This is a genomic window from Sunxiuqinia sp. (genome assembly GCF_055140945.1).
Genome location: NZ_JBSQYS010000022.1, coordinates 34397 through 51726 on the forward strand (window position 1 = coordinate 34397; position 17330 = coordinate 51726).

General features: G+C 40.1%; 16 protein-coding genes. 4 read left to right on the forward strand and 12 right to left on the reverse strand.

Annotated features, from left to right (window positions below; translation table 11 throughout):
• Window positions 1-16: 16 nt before the first annotated feature.
• Entirely contained in the window at window positions 17-1180 is a 1164-nt protein-coding gene (locus ACTB00_RS11690; protein WP_463300100.1) for an MraY family glycosyltransferase, read from the reverse strand.
• A gap of 346 nt (window positions 1181-1526) precedes the next feature.
• On the opposite strand from ACTB00_RS11690, the gene ACTB00_RS11695 reads away from it, so the two are divergent.
• Window positions 1527-2048, forward strand: coding sequence for a UpxY family transcription antiterminator (locus ACTB00_RS11695; RefSeq protein ID WP_463300101.1), 522 nt, complete (start codon window positions 1527-1529; stop codon window positions 2046-2048).
• Window positions 2049-2051: 3 nt separating this feature from the next.
• Here ACTB00_RS11695 and ACTB00_RS11700 read toward each other — a convergent pair whose 3' ends face one another.
• Entirely contained in the window at window positions 2052-2465 is a 414-nt protein-coding gene (locus ACTB00_RS11700; RefSeq protein WP_463300102.1) for a VanZ family protein, read from the reverse strand.
• A 181-nt stretch (window positions 2466-2646) separates the two neighbouring features.
• Between ACTB00_RS11700 and ACTB00_RS11705 the strand changes: the two genes are divergently transcribed.
• On the forward strand, window positions 2647-3123 hold the full coding sequence (locus ACTB00_RS11705) for a hypothetical protein (RefSeq protein WP_463300103.1): 477 nt from the start codon (window positions 2647-2649) through the stop codon (window positions 3121-3123).
• 52 nt (window positions 3124-3175) lie between these two features.
• On the opposite strand, the gene ACTB00_RS11710 is transcribed toward ACTB00_RS11705, so the two are convergent.
• The 9 genes from ACTB00_RS11710 to ACTB00_RS11750 all read right to left on the reverse strand — a co-directional run bounded on the left by ACTB00_RS11710 (window position 3176) and on the right by ACTB00_RS11750 (window position 12559).
• Window positions 3176-4042, reverse strand: coding sequence for an enoyl-ACP reductase FabI (locus ACTB00_RS11710; RefSeq protein ID WP_159517103.1), 867 nt, complete (start codon window positions 4040-4042; stop codon window positions 3176-3178).
• Window positions 4043-4137: 95 nt separating this feature from the next.
• On the reverse strand, window positions 4138-4887 hold the full coding sequence (locus tag ACTB00_RS11715; protein ID WP_463300104.1) for a tetratricopeptide repeat protein: 750 nt from the start codon (window positions 4885-4887) through the stop codon (window positions 4138-4140).
• Between the two features lie 12 nt (window positions 4888-4899).
• Complete coding sequence (locus tag ACTB00_RS11720; RefSeq protein WP_463300105.1) at window positions 4900-6714, reverse strand: BatD family protein; 1815 nt, start codon at window positions 6712-6714, stop codon at window positions 4900-4902.
• Window positions 6715-6766: 52 nt separating this feature from the next.
• A complete protein-coding gene (locus ACTB00_RS11725) occupies window positions 6767-7549 on the reverse strand; it encodes a tetratricopeptide repeat protein (RefSeq protein ID WP_463300106.1) in 783 nt (260 codons plus the stop codon).
• Window positions 7549-8580, reverse strand: coding sequence for a vWA domain-containing protein (locus ACTB00_RS11730; RefSeq protein WP_463300107.1), 1032 nt, complete (start codon window positions 8578-8580; stop codon window positions 7549-7551). The genes ACTB00_RS11725 and ACTB00_RS11730 overlap by 1 nt, the downstream gene beginning before the upstream one ends.
• Before the next feature lie 12 nt (window positions 8581-8592).
• Window positions 8593-9585 (reverse strand): vWA domain-containing protein, encoded by a 993-nt coding sequence (locus ACTB00_RS11735; protein WP_463300108.1) that lies wholly within the window; start codon window positions 9583-9585, stop codon window positions 8593-8595.
• A gap of 10 nt (window positions 9586-9595) precedes the next feature.
• On the reverse strand, window positions 9596-10588 hold the full coding sequence (locus ACTB00_RS11740; RefSeq protein WP_463300109.1) for a hypothetical protein: 993 nt from the start codon (window positions 10586-10588) through the stop codon (window positions 9596-9598).
• Window positions 10589-10600: 12 nt separating this feature from the next.
• Window positions 10601-11473, reverse strand: a complete 873-nt coding sequence (locus ACTB00_RS11745) for a DUF58 domain-containing protein (RefSeq protein ID WP_159517108.1) — start codon at window positions 11471-11473, stop codon at window positions 10601-10603.
• A 90-nt stretch (window positions 11474-11563) separates the two neighbouring features.
• Complete coding sequence (locus ACTB00_RS11750; RefSeq protein WP_463300110.1) at window positions 11564-12559, reverse strand: AAA family ATPase; 996 nt, start codon at window positions 12557-12559, stop codon at window positions 11564-11566.
• Between the two features lie 188 nt (window positions 12560-12747).
• On the opposite strand from ACTB00_RS11750, the gene truA reads away from it, so the two are divergent.
• Both truA and ACTB00_RS11760 read left to right on the forward strand, forming a co-directional pair.
• A complete protein-coding gene (truA, locus tag ACTB00_RS11755; RefSeq protein WP_463300111.1) occupies window positions 12748-13509 on the forward strand; it encodes a tRNA pseudouridine(38-40) synthase TruA in 762 nt (253 codons plus the stop codon).
• Window positions 13510-13610: 101 nt separating this feature from the next.
• Entirely contained in the window at window positions 13611-15056 is a 1446-nt protein-coding gene (locus ACTB00_RS11760) for an arylsulfatase (protein WP_463300112.1), read from the forward strand.
• A gap of 135 nt (window positions 15057-15191) precedes the next feature.
• On the opposite strand, the gene ACTB00_RS11765 is transcribed toward ACTB00_RS11760, so the two are convergent.
• Window positions 15192-17216, reverse strand: a complete 2025-nt coding sequence (locus ACTB00_RS11765; RefSeq protein ID WP_463300113.1) for a transketolase family protein — start codon at window positions 17214-17216, stop codon at window positions 15192-15194.
• Window positions 17217-17330 lie beyond the last annotated feature (114 nt).

The window sequence follows — 17330 nt, forward strand, 5'->3', positions numbered from 1 at the left end:
CTACCGGATTATTGGTTTAAGCAAGTCTCTTTTTTGACCTGATAAATTTGAATGGATCTTGGTGAACCGGAATTCCGGTTGATAAAACACGACGAGTAAGCTGAATTTGTTTTGATCTTTTCTTCATAATTTTTTCAGAACGTCTGTGCAAATATCCGATCACCGCAAAACTGATTGTCAGCGTTAAAAGAAAACTTATAGTTGTCGATAAGTACGCTTGTGATGAAATGCTCAATGAAACAAAGAATAACGTGTATAATACCAAAAAACCACTTGCTTGAATATGTTTCATCCCGGAACGAATTAGAATATGATGAATGTGATTCATATCTGCCGAAAAAGGTGAACGCCCCTGATAAAGACGAATAGCAAATACCCGTAAAGTATCGGTAACCGGCACAATGAGTAACGAAAGAATAAAGTTAGGCGCATTGTAAATTCTTACCATCTCGGGTGCAGTCACGTTAAAGCTTAAAAATTTAATCGCCAAAATACCTAATAAACATCCTAATACTAAAGAGCCGGTATCGCCCATAAATACTTTATTTTCATTTCCCCAAAGGTTAAAGCGTAAAAAGGCTAATAAACTTCCGGCTACTGCAAAACTCAAAATGGTGTATGCAAAGTGTCCGGTTATCAGAAACCATACGCCCAGCACCGATGAAACTAATATTGTGATTGAAGCCGCAAGCCCGTCAATCCCATCAATTAAATTTATCGCATTGATAAGAAAAAGCAGAAGCATAAATGAAATTGGGGCACTCATCCAAATACTGATTTGATTGAGGTAGAATAAGTTAGATAGACTGCTGATTTGAACATTGCCCATAAAAACCAAAACGCCGGCGGCTAATACCTGGATCAACAATTTTTTCATCGGAGCAATGATCAGGATATCGTCTTTTAGTCCGATGAAAAATAACATGATGAGCGCAGCAAATATGTATCTGAATTCGGGAAACTCAATCTGTCCAATAAATAAGATCGAACTTAAGGTTATACCGATGAAAATACTGACACCGCCTAATGTCGGGATAACAGTTTTGTTTAATTTTCGTGAATTAGGTACGTCAAATAATTTTTTTTCTTGTGAAATACGTACGATTGGGGGAATGCATACATAAGTGATGAAAAAGCTTATTGTGATTGTGCAGACTATGTAGAATAAGTACTGTTCCATAATGAGATGGTTTAATGCAAAAGTAACACTTTAATATGTTTGTCAGCATATTTTAATATTATTAAAATGTTTCCTTTTGTCTCTTTTTTTATTATAGTGATGTGTAATTGTTTGTTAATCTATTGTTTGTGAACTCTTCTGAAAAACTTCTATCGATTAATAAAATTGGATCAAGTAACTTTGTTTCCGGTGAAAACGACCGTGTCGACTAAATGTTGTATATAGATTGCTTTCATTTTTTGTTTAATGATTATTTTTGACGCTGGATAAATTGGAATTAGGATTATTATTAAACATGATGGTACTTTTAAATAATAGTTGCGTTGGCTAATTATATTTTTTTGTTATGCTGAAAAAAGGGGATTACAAATGGCATGCCGTTTATGTCAAATCGCGTGCTGAGAAAAGATCATTCGAAGACATTGCATCTAAAGGTATAGATGCCTATTTGCCACTTAAAATATCGAAGAAGAAATGGAGCGATCGGATTAAAGTTGTAGAAGAGCCTCTCATTCGGGGCTATCTGTTTGTAAAGGTCAGTAATCGGGAGTATGTTAAGGTTTTACAAGCTTCCGGAGTTGTGGCTTATGTTAGTTTTGGAGGAAAGCGAGCCGAGATTCCGGAAAAGCAAATTCAGGATTTAAGAGTATTTCTGGAAGAACTTAATGACGCCGTGCAAGTTACCAATGAAAACCTGACTAAGGGCGAGAAAGTGAAGGTTTTGAGTGGCCCATTGGAAGGAATGGAGGGAGAAATCTCAGAGATCAAAGGTCGAAAAAGAATCGGGATGCGTTTTGAATCGCTAGGATGCTCTGTTTTCGCTGATGTTCCAATTGAACTAGTTGAAAAAGTTGAATCAATAAAATAGGTTTTATATCTTTAATTTGCTGATAACGAACTTGTATAGAGCAATTCCTAATATTACACCCGAGATATTGGCGCAGATATCAAGCAAGGAAAAATGCCTGCCTAAACGCATGGTAATTTGAAGAAATTCCATGAAAACACCCCAGCCAATAATAAACAAGTAAAGCTTCCAACGTTCGATATTCGTTTTCACGTGAAAGGTCCACAAAGCCAGGAGAGAGAATAGAAAGTACATCATCATGTGAATTAACTTGTCGGCTCCCGGGAATAATGGCACCTTTGGAAAGTCGTCAATAGGTAGCAAAGACAGCAGCACAATGATGCCAAGATAAAGGGCTGATATTAGCAGTCTTATCTCAAATGAAAATAAGCTGAAGATTTTTTTTATTATTTTGTTGTCGATTGCTACTTCCTTCATTTTTTGATGAGTTGATTTTTTCAAATTGATAACTTTTTTTTCAATATGATAAAGTTTAGGGGTGGTGGTCGAAATTGCTATTTTCGATTAATTTAGATTCAAAGAAACAAATTTATGCTTATTATGGTTGAAACATCATTGTCATGTTTCAGTTATCAAATAATTAATACAAAAATCATTCATGAAAGCTGCTTCACTAAAACAATTAAGAGATGAACTAAAAATCTATTCTCCAGAAGATTTACAATTGTTGTGCATCAGATTAGCAAAATATAAAAAGGATAATAAAGAATTACTTAGTTATTTATTGTTTGAAGCTGATGATGAAGCAGCATATATTCAGTCAGTAAAAGATGAGATTGATAGCGGTTTTGAGAGTCTGAATCGGAAAAATACTTACTTGATTAAAAAGAGCTTACGCAAAATACTAAAAGATACGACTAAGTACATTAAGTACTCGGGGATTAAAACTACCGAGCTGGATTTATTGATCTATTATTGTCGCAAAATTAGAACCTCGAAAATTCCTCTCAACAGAAGTTTAGCATTGCGGAATATTTATGCTCGTCAGGTTATTAAAATTGAAAACTTGCTTAAGAAGCTCCATGAAGATATTCAATTCGACTATCAGGATGATGTTCGGTTTTTGAAAGCATAAAAAAGACGAAGCCTTTAAAACTTCGTCTTTGAATATCAATTGTTGTTTTCGATTAATCGTATTGATGTTCTCCTTCTGCAGGACCACAATCGCAGTCACAATCCAGCCCTTTTTCGTACTGTTCAAGTGCTCTTAAACTCATTCCCATCGATGAAAATCCTCCGTCGTGGAAAAGGTTTTGCATGGTTACTTTCTTCGTTAAATCGGAGAAAAGCGTAATGCAATAATTTGCACACTCATCACCTGTTGCATTCCCAAGCGGAGACATACGCTCACCAAAGTCAAGCAGTTTGTCCATTCCCTTTACACCGCTACCGGCAGTGGTTACTGTTGGCGATTGCGAAATGGTGTTGATGCGCACATTACGTTCACGTCCGTAGATATAACCAAAACTACGTCCGATTGACTCCAGCAATGATTTAGCATCAGCCATATCATTATACCCATAAAAAGTACGCTGTGCTGCGACATAAGAAAGGGCAACCACAGATCCCCATTCATTAATTGCGTCTAACTTGCGTGAAACCTGAAGTACTTTGTGGAATGAAATCGCTGAGATATCAAGTGTCTTTTCGAGATAGCTGTAATCAAGGTCACTATAGTGGCGCCCTTTTCTAACATTGGGCGACATCCCTATTGAGTGTAAAACAAAATCAATTTTACCACCAAGGACTTCCATTGATTTTTTTACGAGGTTTTCAAGTTCTTCAACATTGGTGGCATCTGCAGGAATTAACTCTGCACCACATTTTTCAGCTAGTTTAGCTGTGTCTCCCATTCGTAAGGCAATGGAAGTATTAGTAAGCGTGAAGGTTGCTCCTTCTTCGTGCGCTCTTTCAGCTACTTTCCATGCAATGGAGTCAGCATTTAAAGCACCAAAAATAATTCCCTTTTTACCTTTAAGTAAATTATAAGCCATGATTTTAAATTTATGAGTAAAACAACTCTCGTTTAAAATGGTTGTAAAAAATTATCATACAACAAAAAACCGGCTTTTGCCGGCTGATTTGATTTTTAAATCTTTTCTATGTAGCTGACAGGGAGCCATCCCTGATTGCCATCAGCTATTCGAACCTCTCTCCAGTTTCCCAAACTGTCTTTTATTTCCACCTTTAGCCCTTCGTGAATCAAGAATAAATCTGTACCACTTTCCGATGGCGAACTTTTAACAGTTACACTAGGTTGAGTAATTATGGCAAAATTGTGGCTCTTCATTCGGTTTTTCTGCCGGGCGGCAAAGTTATAACTAAAAATTGAAATGCCTATAATAAAAATGCCCAGCCAAAAAGAGAGACGTTTTATTGCTATTGTCCGGGTAAAAAGAAATAGTCCGGCTAGAATTAGAACTAAGATAAATGAACTAATGCTGATTTTTGCCCATCCGTCAGTCGAAAACTGATTGGCAATATTGTTCCACCATCGAACAAAAAATACTTTAGGAAGTGGATCAATGGCATCAACAACATGCTGATTGGCGAGTTCGAGGTTGAATTGAATATCTTCATCGTTTGGTGCCAATAATTTGGCACGTTCGTAATTGATGATTGCCTGAGTAATCTGACCGGATTTAAAGTAAGCATTGCCCAGGTTGAAATAAACTTCGGCTGACTCTAAATTACCATTGAGAATCTCGTTATATGCTTCAATGGCCTGATCGTATTCCTGACTCGTATAATGCTCATTTGCTTTTTCGAGTAAACTTTGTTGAGCGAGGGCATTCAACGAAAAGAATAGAATGAATATGATTTGAAAAAATGTTTTCATTGTTTTTTCCTATTAACGAATTTGTTTTTCCAATTTTCCCATTAAGCCAGCGGCTTTATCGTACAGTTCTGCTTTGGTCGATTCAACTGCACTTGGTGCATATCGGGCGTATTCGCACGTGTCGACAATATGAATAAAGTCGGTGATTACCTCTGGTGAAACCTGACGTTTTTCCAGTGATTCCGACGCATTTTGTCGGTTCATATCAGCAAGCGGAATACTTAATTTATCACTCAGATATCCCCAGAAAGCTTTTAAAACGGACTCGTAGAAAGCCTCGTCGTTATTATTTTTTAAATGACCCGCAGCAACTTTCAAGTGCTTACGAGCCACTTTATTGGCTTTTTTGTTTCGAACAAGTTGCATGTTGGAATTCTCTTTCAGCTTTTTACGATATACCAAGGCTATCACAGTAAATAGCAGTGCAGCACCCAAATAAAGCAAGTAAAACGCTAAACTTCCGAAGAACGAAGATTCCTTGGGCTTCAGTTTATACTGACCTTGTTTAATGAAACGAATGTCTTTTCCGATGAAGCGCACATCTTCTTTCGAATAGGCACTGGTAACCGTTGTATTTTGGTCATCGTTTCCTTTTTCTACCTGAAGTGTAAACTCTTTGGACTGAGCGTATTCAAAATTTTGACTAGCCGGGTTAAAGCTGGCAAATTTAACAGGCGGAATAGAATATTCGCCAGCAAAACGCGGAATAAATAAATATTCAAACGTTTTGCTTCCGGTTAATCCGCCGTTTGATGTATTTAAGTTCTCACTGGTTTTTGGATCGTAAACCTCAAAATCAGCTGGGAATTCAACTTTCGGTGCATCAATCAGGCGCAAATTGCCGCTTCCCGAAATGGTAATCTTCAAAGTTGCTGCTTCGTTCGATTTAAGCTGAGCTTTATCCAACGAAGCCGAAAACTTCAAATTACCAACGCCGCCGGTAAAGCTTGCTGGTTCTGAAGGACGGTTTTTAACGTTGATTGAAACCGGAGAGCTAACCACTTTAGCCTGAATGTTTCGGTAATTATCGAAGAAATCGTCGAAGAAGCTTCGCTGTTGACGAATGCGTTGTCGAACCAAACAGGTGATTTCAAAAGGATCGATGGTGATTTTACCTGTTTGCTGTGGAAAAAGGATGGTTTTCTTCAATACGCCAACCTGGTAGATCTTGTTGTTGTATACTTCTCGTTCAAAGCTGATCTGATTTGGAATGTCAATCTCCTGTGTCCAAAACCCGGCGTAAGAGGGAAGTTTTACATCATCGAAATTGGTGATTGGAACATCGGGTGCAACGTAAATTTTAACAGTCGCTATAATTTGTTCGCCCTTATAAACGTTGCGTTTATCCAGATCCACTTTTACAAAAAGGTCATCTTTATCGATAGAACCACTGGCAGTGGTTGACGATTGCTGCTGTTGACTGTTGGTTGAACTTTGTGGCTTTTGTCCTTTGACTACCTGAATGCTCAACTCATTGGATTCATATACTTTCCCATCAACTTTAATGGATGCAGGGCGAATGGTGAATTTGCCTTCTTCTTTAGCACGTAAAATAAAAATATAAGAAAAGCTGACCGATTGAGTCGTCTGTCCGTTAATGATTTGCACACTCGAACTTTGCGAGGTGGATGGCCCCATTAGAACATCAAAATTAGATATGTCGGGTAATTGCAAATCGGTGCCACGTTCGTTTAGTGTGAATGATAAACGAAACTGTTCACCTACTGAGACCACATTGGGCCCCGACATGGTAAATTTTACGCTGTCGGCATCGGCTAAAAATGCCGGAATGAGAAGCAATAGTGTTACAATAAGTTTTTTAATCATCTTGCTTAATTATGCTCGATTGAAATTTTTGCTAAAATTAACAAATAATCAGCTACCAGTCTTTGTCGGTTTTGCGCTGTTTCGCTTTTTCCGCTTGAGCCTTTTTTACTTTCTCCTGAATTTTCTTCTCGTCATTCTGTAAGGCTTGCAACAAGCGTTCAGCAGCCTCCTTTGATATTTTTTGCTGTTGCTGCTGTTGTTGTTGCTGCTGCTGATCTTTATTTTGTTGATCCTTGTTTTTGTTTTTATTCTGATCTTTGTTTTGATCCTGTTTATCTTTGTCTTGCTGATCCTTGTTCTTATCCTGATCTTTATTTTTGTCCTTGTCCTTGTCTTTGTCCTGCTGTTTCTTTTGTTCTTCCTGTTTCTTCTTCAGGTTCATTGCATATACCAGATTGTATTTACTGTCCAGGTCTTCCGGATTGTTTCGCAAAGCCTTTTTATAAGCTTCAATACTCTCGTCGAGTTTATTTTGCATGAGCATTGAATTTCCCAAATTGTGATACGCTCTGGATTTTTCAATTTTATCATCGCTTTTCTCGGCAATTTCTTCAAATTTCGAAGTTGCCTGATCAAACTTCATTTGTTTGTACAGAGCATCGCCCAGATTGAAATTCCATTGCAAATCATCGGGGCGTTTATCCAGCGCTTTTCTGTAAGCCGTTTCGGCTTGGCTAAAGGCAGTGGTGTCGAGCTTGGTGGTATCTTCCAGTGCTTGCTCAAAGATGTCGTTCCCTTGTCGAATAAATTTGCGTTCATTTTGTGCTTGAGACTGAATCCCCAGAAATAGCAAGAATAAGAAAAGTCCTGTATGTATAAATCCTAATTTTTTCATTATCCAAATAATTTGACGTTTTTCAAATATTTGTTCTTTCTCTCTAACAGTAAAAAGTCAATCAATAGCAATAGAATTGAAAAGCCCAAAAACCATTGAAATTGGTCTTCATAATCCGAATAAACCAACGATTCCATTTCTGCCTCTTCCATTTTGTCAATTTCGTTAAAAAGGGTATTTAATCCTACCTGAGCATTGTTGGCTCGCACATAGATTCCATTTCCGGCAGCCGAAATCTGTTGCAACATCTCCTCGTTCAGCTTGGTTACCACAACGTTTCCTTCTTTGTCTTTGCGATAATCTCTTTGTCCGTTTTTATAAACCGGAATTGGTCCTCCTTGAGGAAGTCCCATCCCAATGGTGTGGACGATAATCCCTTTTTCCGCTGCGGCAGTTGCTGCGCCGATAGCATCGTCTTCGTGGTTTTCACCATCAGTAATAATAATGATGGCTTTGTTGCCCTCAAATTGTGGGCTGAAGGATGATGATGCCAGGTCGATGGCCGCTCCAATGGCTGTTCCTTGTCGCGGAACAATGTCGGTGCTGACGGCGTTTAAAAACAACTTGGCCGACGGATAATCAGTTGTGATTGGAAGTTGCGTGTAGGCATCTCCGGCGAATACAATTAAGCCAATTTTATCGTTATTCAAATTGTCAACCAAACGAGAAATAGCACGTTTTGCGCGCTCCAGCCGATTCGGCTGTATGTCTTCGGCTAACATCGAGTTGGAAACATCCAATCCAATAATCAGTTCAACACCTTCTCGTTTAACCGTTTTTAATTTACTCCCAAACTGAGGTCTTGCAACTGCTATTATTAGTGAGGCGATTGCCAAAAGCCAAATGATAAATTTAATAACCGGGCGCGAGTGGCTTACATTCGGCATCAGTTGGCTGACCGTTTCTGGCTTACCAAATTGTTCCAACGCTTTGCGACGACTTCTTCGTGTAATCCAAAAAAGTACAATCAGCACGGGTATTATTGCCAGTGCGTATAAGTAGTCAATATGTGCAAATCTGAACATTTCCATAGTCTTTCCTTTTTAAGGAATGTTTCTGAATAAAGTTGTTTTCAAGAATAAACCACCAAGAAGAATAATGCCTGCTAGGAAAGCATAGCGCTCAAATTCTTCATCTTTGCGACTGTATTCTTTGACCTCCATTTTCGATTTTTCCAGTTTGTCAATCTCCTGATAAATCTGAATCAATTTGTCGTTGTTAGTAGCCCTGAAATAGCGACCGTCAGTGATGTCAGCAATTTTCTGTAAGGTTTCCTCATCAATTTTTACTTCCACATCGCGCATTTGTATGCCAAATGGTGTTTGCACAGGGTAGGGGGCTGTACCAATTGTTCCAACACCAACTGTATAAACACGAATCCCGTAGGTTTTTGCCAACTCAGCAGCTGTTTCGGGAGCAATTTCACCGCGGTTATTTTCCCCATCGGTTAGTAAAATAATTACTTTACTAATCGCATCGCTTTCTTTTAGGCGAGCAACTGATGTCGCTAATCCATTTCCAATGGCAGTGCCATCTTCTATCATACCGCTTTCAATATCGTTAAATAAGTTGATCAGCACTGCATGATCAGTTGTCAGCGGGCATTGGGTGAAACTCTCACCCGAAAAAACCACTAAGCCCATTTTGTCATTCTGTCTTCCCGAAATAAACTCAGTTGCCACGTTTTTTGCAGCATCCAATCGGTTTGGTTGAAAGTCGCGTGCCAGCATCGAGCTGGAAATATCCAGCGCAATTACAATATCGATTCCTTCTGTTTTTACGTCCTGCCAGCTGTTTGACGACTGCGGACGGGCTAGAGCAAGAGTAAGAAAACCAATGCCTGCAAGTTGCATTACAAAAGGTAAGTGCCTGAGGTAATGTTTCCAGCTTTTCGAAAGTCCGGAAAATCCTTTAATTGATGAATACCGGATACTTGCCCCTGCCTTTCGATACTTAAAAATGTACCATGCAATGATTGGTATTAACACCAATAGCAGGTAGAAAAATTCCGGGTTTTTATATGTTATTCCATTCATCTCGTACTCTTTATTTTAAAACAACATCTTCACCTTCACGATCGTCAGTTGGTTGACTCTGCTTTTTGTCTTCCTTTTTTGTTTGATTTACAAAAAGGTAGGCATTCATCAAGGTCAGGTTATGATCATCGGGCAATGGTTTATATTTGGCAAATTTAACGAGGTCGGCGAGCGTCAGTATATTTTTTAACTCTTCAAACGATTTTCCTGAAACCAGTGTCTTGCGTTGTTCAAAAGCCCGGATTGTTTCATCTGTTGTGTATTCCATTGCCTGAATGTTGAAACGATCTTCAATATAGGTTCTAAGCGTATCTGATACCAGACTGTAGTAAGCTTTTATTTCTTCGGTTTGCCATAGCTTTTCTTCCTTGATCCGGTCGAGTTCCCGCAATGCGATAATATGAGCCGGCTCTTTGGGTTTCGCTGGTTTCGCAAAAATAGGCTTGTTTTTACGTCTCCGTTGAATGTAATAAAACAGGAAGAAAATCAGCGCTCCAATTAGAATTGCTCCTAAAATATAGGGAGACACTTCTTTTAATGTTACGGGCGCATCGTATGGTTTTTTGATGTCTGTCGGCCCTTTTGTTGTGTCGATGGGCATGCTGTGCACAAAAAACTCGGATGGCAGTGTTTCAATGGTATCGTAAAGCTCATCATATTTCAATAGAAATCGAAATGGTGGAACCACCTGCTTTCCACTGTCAAACGATGTGATTGTCAGATTTTGGATAATCCTGATCTGCTCTTCTTCATCCAACTGAAAAGTGTCCAGCGGCGATTTGTCAATAATTTCTACCGTCGCCGAAAGTGAATCTCCAATTACAGGAAATTCAATTCCCACATTGTTGGGCTGATCCAACTCAATCCGAAGGTTGATTTGATCTCCAATCAGAATGTTGGTTGAATCGATGATTGCCCGAGCCTGTATCTTTTGCGCCTGAACCGTGGTTGTCTGCCACAAAAGCAGGGCAAGTACAAACGCTATCGTTTTAAGTCCTTTCATGCTTTTTTCTTTTTATCCGCGCTTCTTAAATAGCGTCATCAGCGATTTTATATAATCTTCGTTCGTGTTGATGTTTGCATAATCAACACCACTCTTCTTGAAGGTCGTGTCCAGTTTTTGACTTGTGTCGCGCCACCATTTGGCATACGTGTCGCGTACTTTCTTACTGCCGCTATCTACCCAGACGTATTCATTCGTTTCAGCATCTTTCAGTTTGATCATGCCAATTGGCGGCAATTGTGTTTCCCGTTCGTCGTAAATCCTCAGGGCTACAATGTCGTGCTTATTATTGGCAATAGTCAGTGCTTTATCAAAATCAGGATCATTTTGCAAGAAGTCGGAAATAATAAAACCAGTACATCGCTTTTTGATGGCATTGGTCATGTAACGGATCGCCTCGGTGATGTTTGTTCCTTTGTTTTCCGGCTCAAAATCAATCAACTCGCGAATGATTCGCAAAATATGCGACTTCCCTTTCTTTGGTGGAATGAACTTCTCAATTTTTTCAGAAAAGAAGATCACCCCGATTTTATCATTGTTTTGAATGGCTGAGAAGGACAGAATTGCTGAAATCTCAGTAATGACATTTTTCTTAAATACATCCAATGACCCAAAATCACGCGATCCACTAACATCAATTAGTAGCATGACTGTTAGCTCACGCTCTTCTTCAAATATTTTAATGTACGGTTTATTGTAGCGGGCAGTCACGTTCCAATCGATGCTGCGAACATCGTCACCAAATTGGTATTCGCGCACTTCGCTGAAAGCCATTCCACGTCCTTTAAAGGCTGAATGGTACTCACCGGCAAAGATATTGCGACTCAGCCCGCGGGTTTTAATTTCAATCTTCCGTACCTTTTTTAGTAGTTCCGTGTGTTCCATCTCATTTTAGTTTTCAAATTTCAAATTTCAAATTCCAGATTTCAAATAGGGAGACAATTCAAAATCCGAAACGAGTAACTCAAAACTCATTTACGGAACTTCAACAGTGTTCAGAATATCGGTGATGATTTCTTCAGAAGTGATGTTGTTGGCTTCGGCTTCGTAACTTAATCCAATGCGATGACGCATGACATCATGACAAACGGCGCGTACATCTTCGGGAACAACGTAGCCACGGCGCTTGATAAACGCGTATGCTTTTGATGCCTGTGCCAAACTAATACTTGCACGGGGTGAGCCACCATAAGAAATCATATCGGCATACTTCTCAAGTTTGTATTCCTTTGGTTCGCGGGTGGCAAAAACGATATCGACAATGTATTTGCTGATTTTCTCATCCAGATAGACATCTTTCACAACATCGCGGGCATTCAGAATATCCTGTGTTTTAAGAATCGCCGTTGCTTTTGGAAATTGCTTTAGTAAGTTTTGTTGGATGATTAGCCTTTCTTCTTCTTTTTTCGGGTAGTTGATAACTACTTTCAGCATAAAACGGTCAACCTGCGCTTCGGGAAGTGGGTAAGTACCTTCCTGCTCAATGGGGTTTTGGGTGGCCATTACCAAAAAAGGTTCCTGAAGTTTATAGGTTTCGTCGCCAATGGTGATTTGGCGTTCCTGCATCGCTTCGAGCAAAGCCGACTGCACTTTTGCGGGTGCGCGGTTTATCTCGTCAGCCAACACAAAATTGGTAAAAATAGGTCCTTTCTTTACGATAAATTCTTCGTTTTTCTGACTGTAAATAAGCGTACCCAACAAGTCGGCAGGCAATAAATCCGGAGTAAACTGAATACGGGCAAAGTCGGCATTAATGGTTTGCGAAAGCGTGTTAATGGCTAACGTTTTTGCAAGTCCCGGTACACCTTCCAGTAAAATGTGTCCACCTGACAGCAATCCGATTAGTAAACTCTCAACCAAATGCTTTTGGCCAACAATGACCTTGTTCATTTCGATGTTTAGCAAATCCACAAAAGAACTTTCTTTTTGGATTCGTTCGTTCAATTCGCGTATATCAACTGCTTGATCCATATTTTAAATTGTTTGTTTTCGATTTTGGTTCACGAAAATAATGCAAACTTGTACTAAAAAGGATGTAAACTTGTTAAAAATTGTTAAGTTAACTTTCCTCTGAAAGAGCTGTAAAATTAATAATTTCAGACGTTCATTTGCCCCTTTTCTGATATCTTTTTTACTTTTGCTAAAAAGCAAATATTTCGATGCAACGATATTTTATTGAGCTGGCATACAATGGTACACGTTTTCATGGTTGGCAAATACAGCCTAATGCTGTGAGCGTACAGGAAACACTGGCAAAAGCGTTGAGTTTAATCTGTCGGGAGGAGATTGCACTGACCGGAGCAGGACGGACAGACACCGGAGTGCATGCCAGTTATTTTGTTGCTCACTTCGAATCAGGAAATGCAAACTTGGATAATCCTGATTTTACCTACAAACTAAATAGCTTTTTAGGAGCTGATATTGTCATTTTTCGTGTGAGTAAGGTGAGCGAGACTGCACATACCCGTTTTGACGCGACATCCCGAACTTATCACTACTTCATTAATCAGCAAAAAGATCCTTTTGCGCAAGAGACATCATGGTATTTTAAGCATCCGTTGAATGTTTATCAAATGAATGTGGCATGTGCTGTATTGTTTGACTACACCGATTTTACGAGCTTCAGCAAGTTGCACACTGATGTGAAAACCAATGATTGCAAGATATACTATGCCCGTTGGGGTGAGAAAGGAAATCAGTTGATTTTTACGATTAAGGCAGATCGGTTTTTGCGAAATATGGTTCGGGCAATCGTTGGAACCATGATTCAGGTGGGGCAGGAGAAAATGACTATCCAGGAGTTTAAGCGAGCAATTGAGTTAAAAGATCGTGGAGCAGCCGGAGTTTCCGCACCACCTCAGGGATTGTTCTTGTCAAATATTGCTTATCCCGAATCTGTATTCCAGCGTATGGAGGAATAGACACTTTTACGGTGGTAAGATGAATGCTCTCTGTAGTGTGCGATTATCGTATTATTGGTTAAATTAGTTGTCTGAAAAAGATAACAAATCAATTAAGTATTATGAATCGAACCATTTTAGGAGGCATTGCAGCTTTGGCTATTCTGACTTCCTGTCAAACTTCTCAAAATCAAAACGAAAAGGAAGAAACTAGTCCAAATATAGTCTATATTCTTGCTGATGATTTAGGCTACGGTGATTTAGGTTGTTACGGGCAACAAAAGTTCCAAACTCCTAATATTGATCAACTAGCTAGCCGGGGAATGATTTTCACGCAGCATTATGCCGGGTGTACGGTTTGTGCCCCCTCCAGATCATCGCTTTTAACGGGGCAGGATACCGGCCATACACCTATTCGTGGCAATATTGGTAGAAAGCCCGAAGGTCAGGTTCCGCTGGCAGCTCAGGCCTATACAATACCGGAAATGCTCAAAGAACATGGTTATCATACAGGTGCCTTTGGAAAATGGGGGTTGGGATTTATTGACACAGAAGGAGATCCGAAAAAGCAGGGGATTGATGTGTTTTACGGCTACAATTGTCAAACGCTGGCGCATAATTATTATCCGGATCATCTCTGGAGTAATCACGAACGAATAGAATTGGAGAAAAATGTAGATGACCAGTTTGAGCAATATGCTCCTGAGCTAATTCATCAGAAAGCATTGGAGTTTCTGGAAGAGAATAAAGATACCAGTTTTTTCATGTTTTATCCCACTACTATTCCTCATGCAGAGTTGCTGTTGCCAGAAGAATATTTAAACAAATATAGAGGTGAGTTTATGCCGGAAAATGTTTACGAAGGAGCCAGTCCGGGTGATGAACGGTTTCGGAAGGGAGCATATGGTTACCAGCCCGAGTCACATGCTGCTTTTGCGGCTATGGTCACTTTGCTCGATAAGCAGGTTGGCGAAATTGTCGATAAGTTGGAAGAATTGGGATTAGCTGAGAACACCCTTGTTATTTTTACTTCCGACAATGGTCCACATGTTGAAGGAGGGGCTGATCCGGATTATTTCGATAGCAACGGCCCCCTGAAAGGTTATAAACGCGACTTGTATGAAGGAGGTATCAGGGAACCAATGATTGCCGTTTGGCCGGGGAAAATCAGGGCTGCAAGTACCACTGATCATATCTCTGCCTTTTGGGATGTGATGCCCACTTTTGCTGAGCTTGTTGATGCCGAAACTCCAGAAAATATTCAGGGAATTTCTTTTTTGCCAACTTTGTTAGAAAAAGAAGGTCAGAAAGAACACGACCATTTGTACTGGGAGTTTCATGAAATGGGCGGAAGGCAGGCTATTCGCAAGGAGAATTGGAAATATGTAAGTTACAACGTGCTTGATCCGGAAAAAGCGAGTGTTGAGCTTTACAACCTGTCAGAAGATATTGGTGAGGAGAATAATGTTGCAGAAGAGTACCCCGACCTTGTTCTGGAAATGCAGCAGATTTTGAATGGAGCGCGTGTTCCTTCAGAACTATTTCCATTTTCATCAGCCAAAAATTAAAACTATTCTAATGGATGAAGTCTGGAGATGACCTGTTGACTTTGTAATCTTTGAGTTCGAAACTTGTCGAACGCAATGGAAATAAAACAAGAAAGGCCGGATATTCCGGCCTTTCTGTTTGTATGTATGTTGCGATTAAGCCAAAAGCTTTTTCACTTGATTGTATACATTTTGCCCGGTGAAACCCAGTTTCTCGTCAAGCACCGTGTAGGGAGCCGAGAATCCAAAAGATTCCATTCCGAATACAAAACCGTCGGCTCCAACTAAGCCTTCCAGTGTAACTGGCAGTCCGGCAGACATCCCGAATTTTTTAACACCGGCAGGAAGAACTTCTGCTTGGTATGCTTTGCTCTGAGAGCGGAAAAGTCCTTCAGAAGGTACCGAAACGATACGGCATTTAACGCCATCCTTAGCCAATAATTCAGCTCCGGCAACCAAGGTGCTAACCTCTGATCCGCTGGCAAGAAGAATTACATCAGGAGTTCCCTCAGTGTCGGTTACAATATAGGCACCCTTTTCTGCTTTTAAAGCTTCGGCATAACGATCCTTCGCTGGAAGATTCGCAATATTCTGACGAGACAAAATTAGGGCTGTCGGTGTTTTTGTATTCTCCAACGCCATTTTCCAAGCTACAGTTGTTTCTTCAGAGTCAGCAGGACGAATAACCAATGCTGAATTATCGCCGTGATGGTTTTTCAATTTTTCCAATAAGCGAATTTGAGCTTCTTGCTCAACCGGCTGGTGAGTTGGACCATCTTCTCCCACGCGGAAAGCATCGTGAGTCCATACAAATTTAACCGGAAGTTGCATTAAGGCTGAAAGGCGGACAGCTGGTTTCTGGTAGTCGCTAAATACGAAGAACGTTCCGCATACAGGAATGATACCACCATGCAATGCCATTCCGTTCATTAATGCGGCCATCGTTAACTCACAAACTCCTGCCTGAAGGAATGCGCCAGAGAAATCTCCTTTTGTGAAGGCTGTTGTTTTCTTTAAAAATCCATCCGTTTTATCCGAGTTTGATAAGTCGGCTGAAGCTACAATCATGTTTTCAACTTCTTCGGCAAATGCTGCAAGTACTGTTGCTGAAGCACCACGCGTGGCTGCACCCGCTTTTTGCTCAATCTTACTGAAGTCAAAGTCGGGAGTATCTTTCGAGAAGAACTTTTCAAGTTTTTTAGCTAACTCAGGGTTTGCTTTTGCCCACTCGGCTTGTTTGGCTTTCTTTTCTGCCGCTGCAGCAATAAGTTCTTCATTTCTTTTCTTGAAGAAATCTTCAACATCAGGGAAAATTTGGAACGGATTCTCAGAATCTCCACCAAGGTTATCGATTGTTTTTTTCAAAGAACCGCCTGCAGCTCCCAACGGCTGACCATGGGTTGAACACTGACCTTCGAAACAAACTCCTTCTTCGGTAACAGCACCTTTACCCATAATGGTTTTACCAATGATCAGGGTTGGTTTTTCTGTTTCTGCCTGGGCGATGTGAAGTGCGCCAGTGATTGCTTCAATGTTGTTTCCTTCAATTGTTTCGACTCGCCATCCCCAGGCTTCATATTTTTTAGCTGTGTCTTCTATCGTTACGGCATTCGTTTCGGTAGAAAGCTGGATGTCATTTGAATCGTAAAACATGATCAGGTTGCTAAGACCCAGATATCCGGCAATACGGCCAGCTCCCTGCGATATTTCTTCCTGAACACCTCCATCAGAAATGAATGTATATGTTTTGTGAGCCATCCAGTCACCAAAACGTTCAACTAAAAAACGTTCAGCAATGGCAGCACCAACGGCCATCGTATGACCTTGTCCTAACGGACCAGATGTGTTTTCAACGCCTCGTTCAACATCAACTTCAGGATGCCCGGGAGTTACACTTTCCCATTGGCGAAAATTGGATAAATCATCCATGCTGTATTTTCCGGTTAACGAAAGAATGGAATACAACATCGGCGACATGTGACCTGGATCCAAAAAGAAACGATCTCTGTTTGCCCAGCTCATGTCTGAGGGGTCATAGTTTAAAAACTCTGAATACAATACGCTTACAAAATCAGCTCCGCCCATGGCACCACCAGGATGGCCAGATTTTGCTTTTTCAACCATTGCAGCCGAAAGTATACGAACATTATCTGCTGCTTTTTCAATCAACTTGTTACTCATGATTTAATTTTTTGCCAGAATTTAAATTTCAAGTTTTATGTGTTTTTTCAAACGTACGCAAAAATAAAATTATTTGCGAGCTGTAAGGAATAAAAACAAGGATACCGGTTTAGG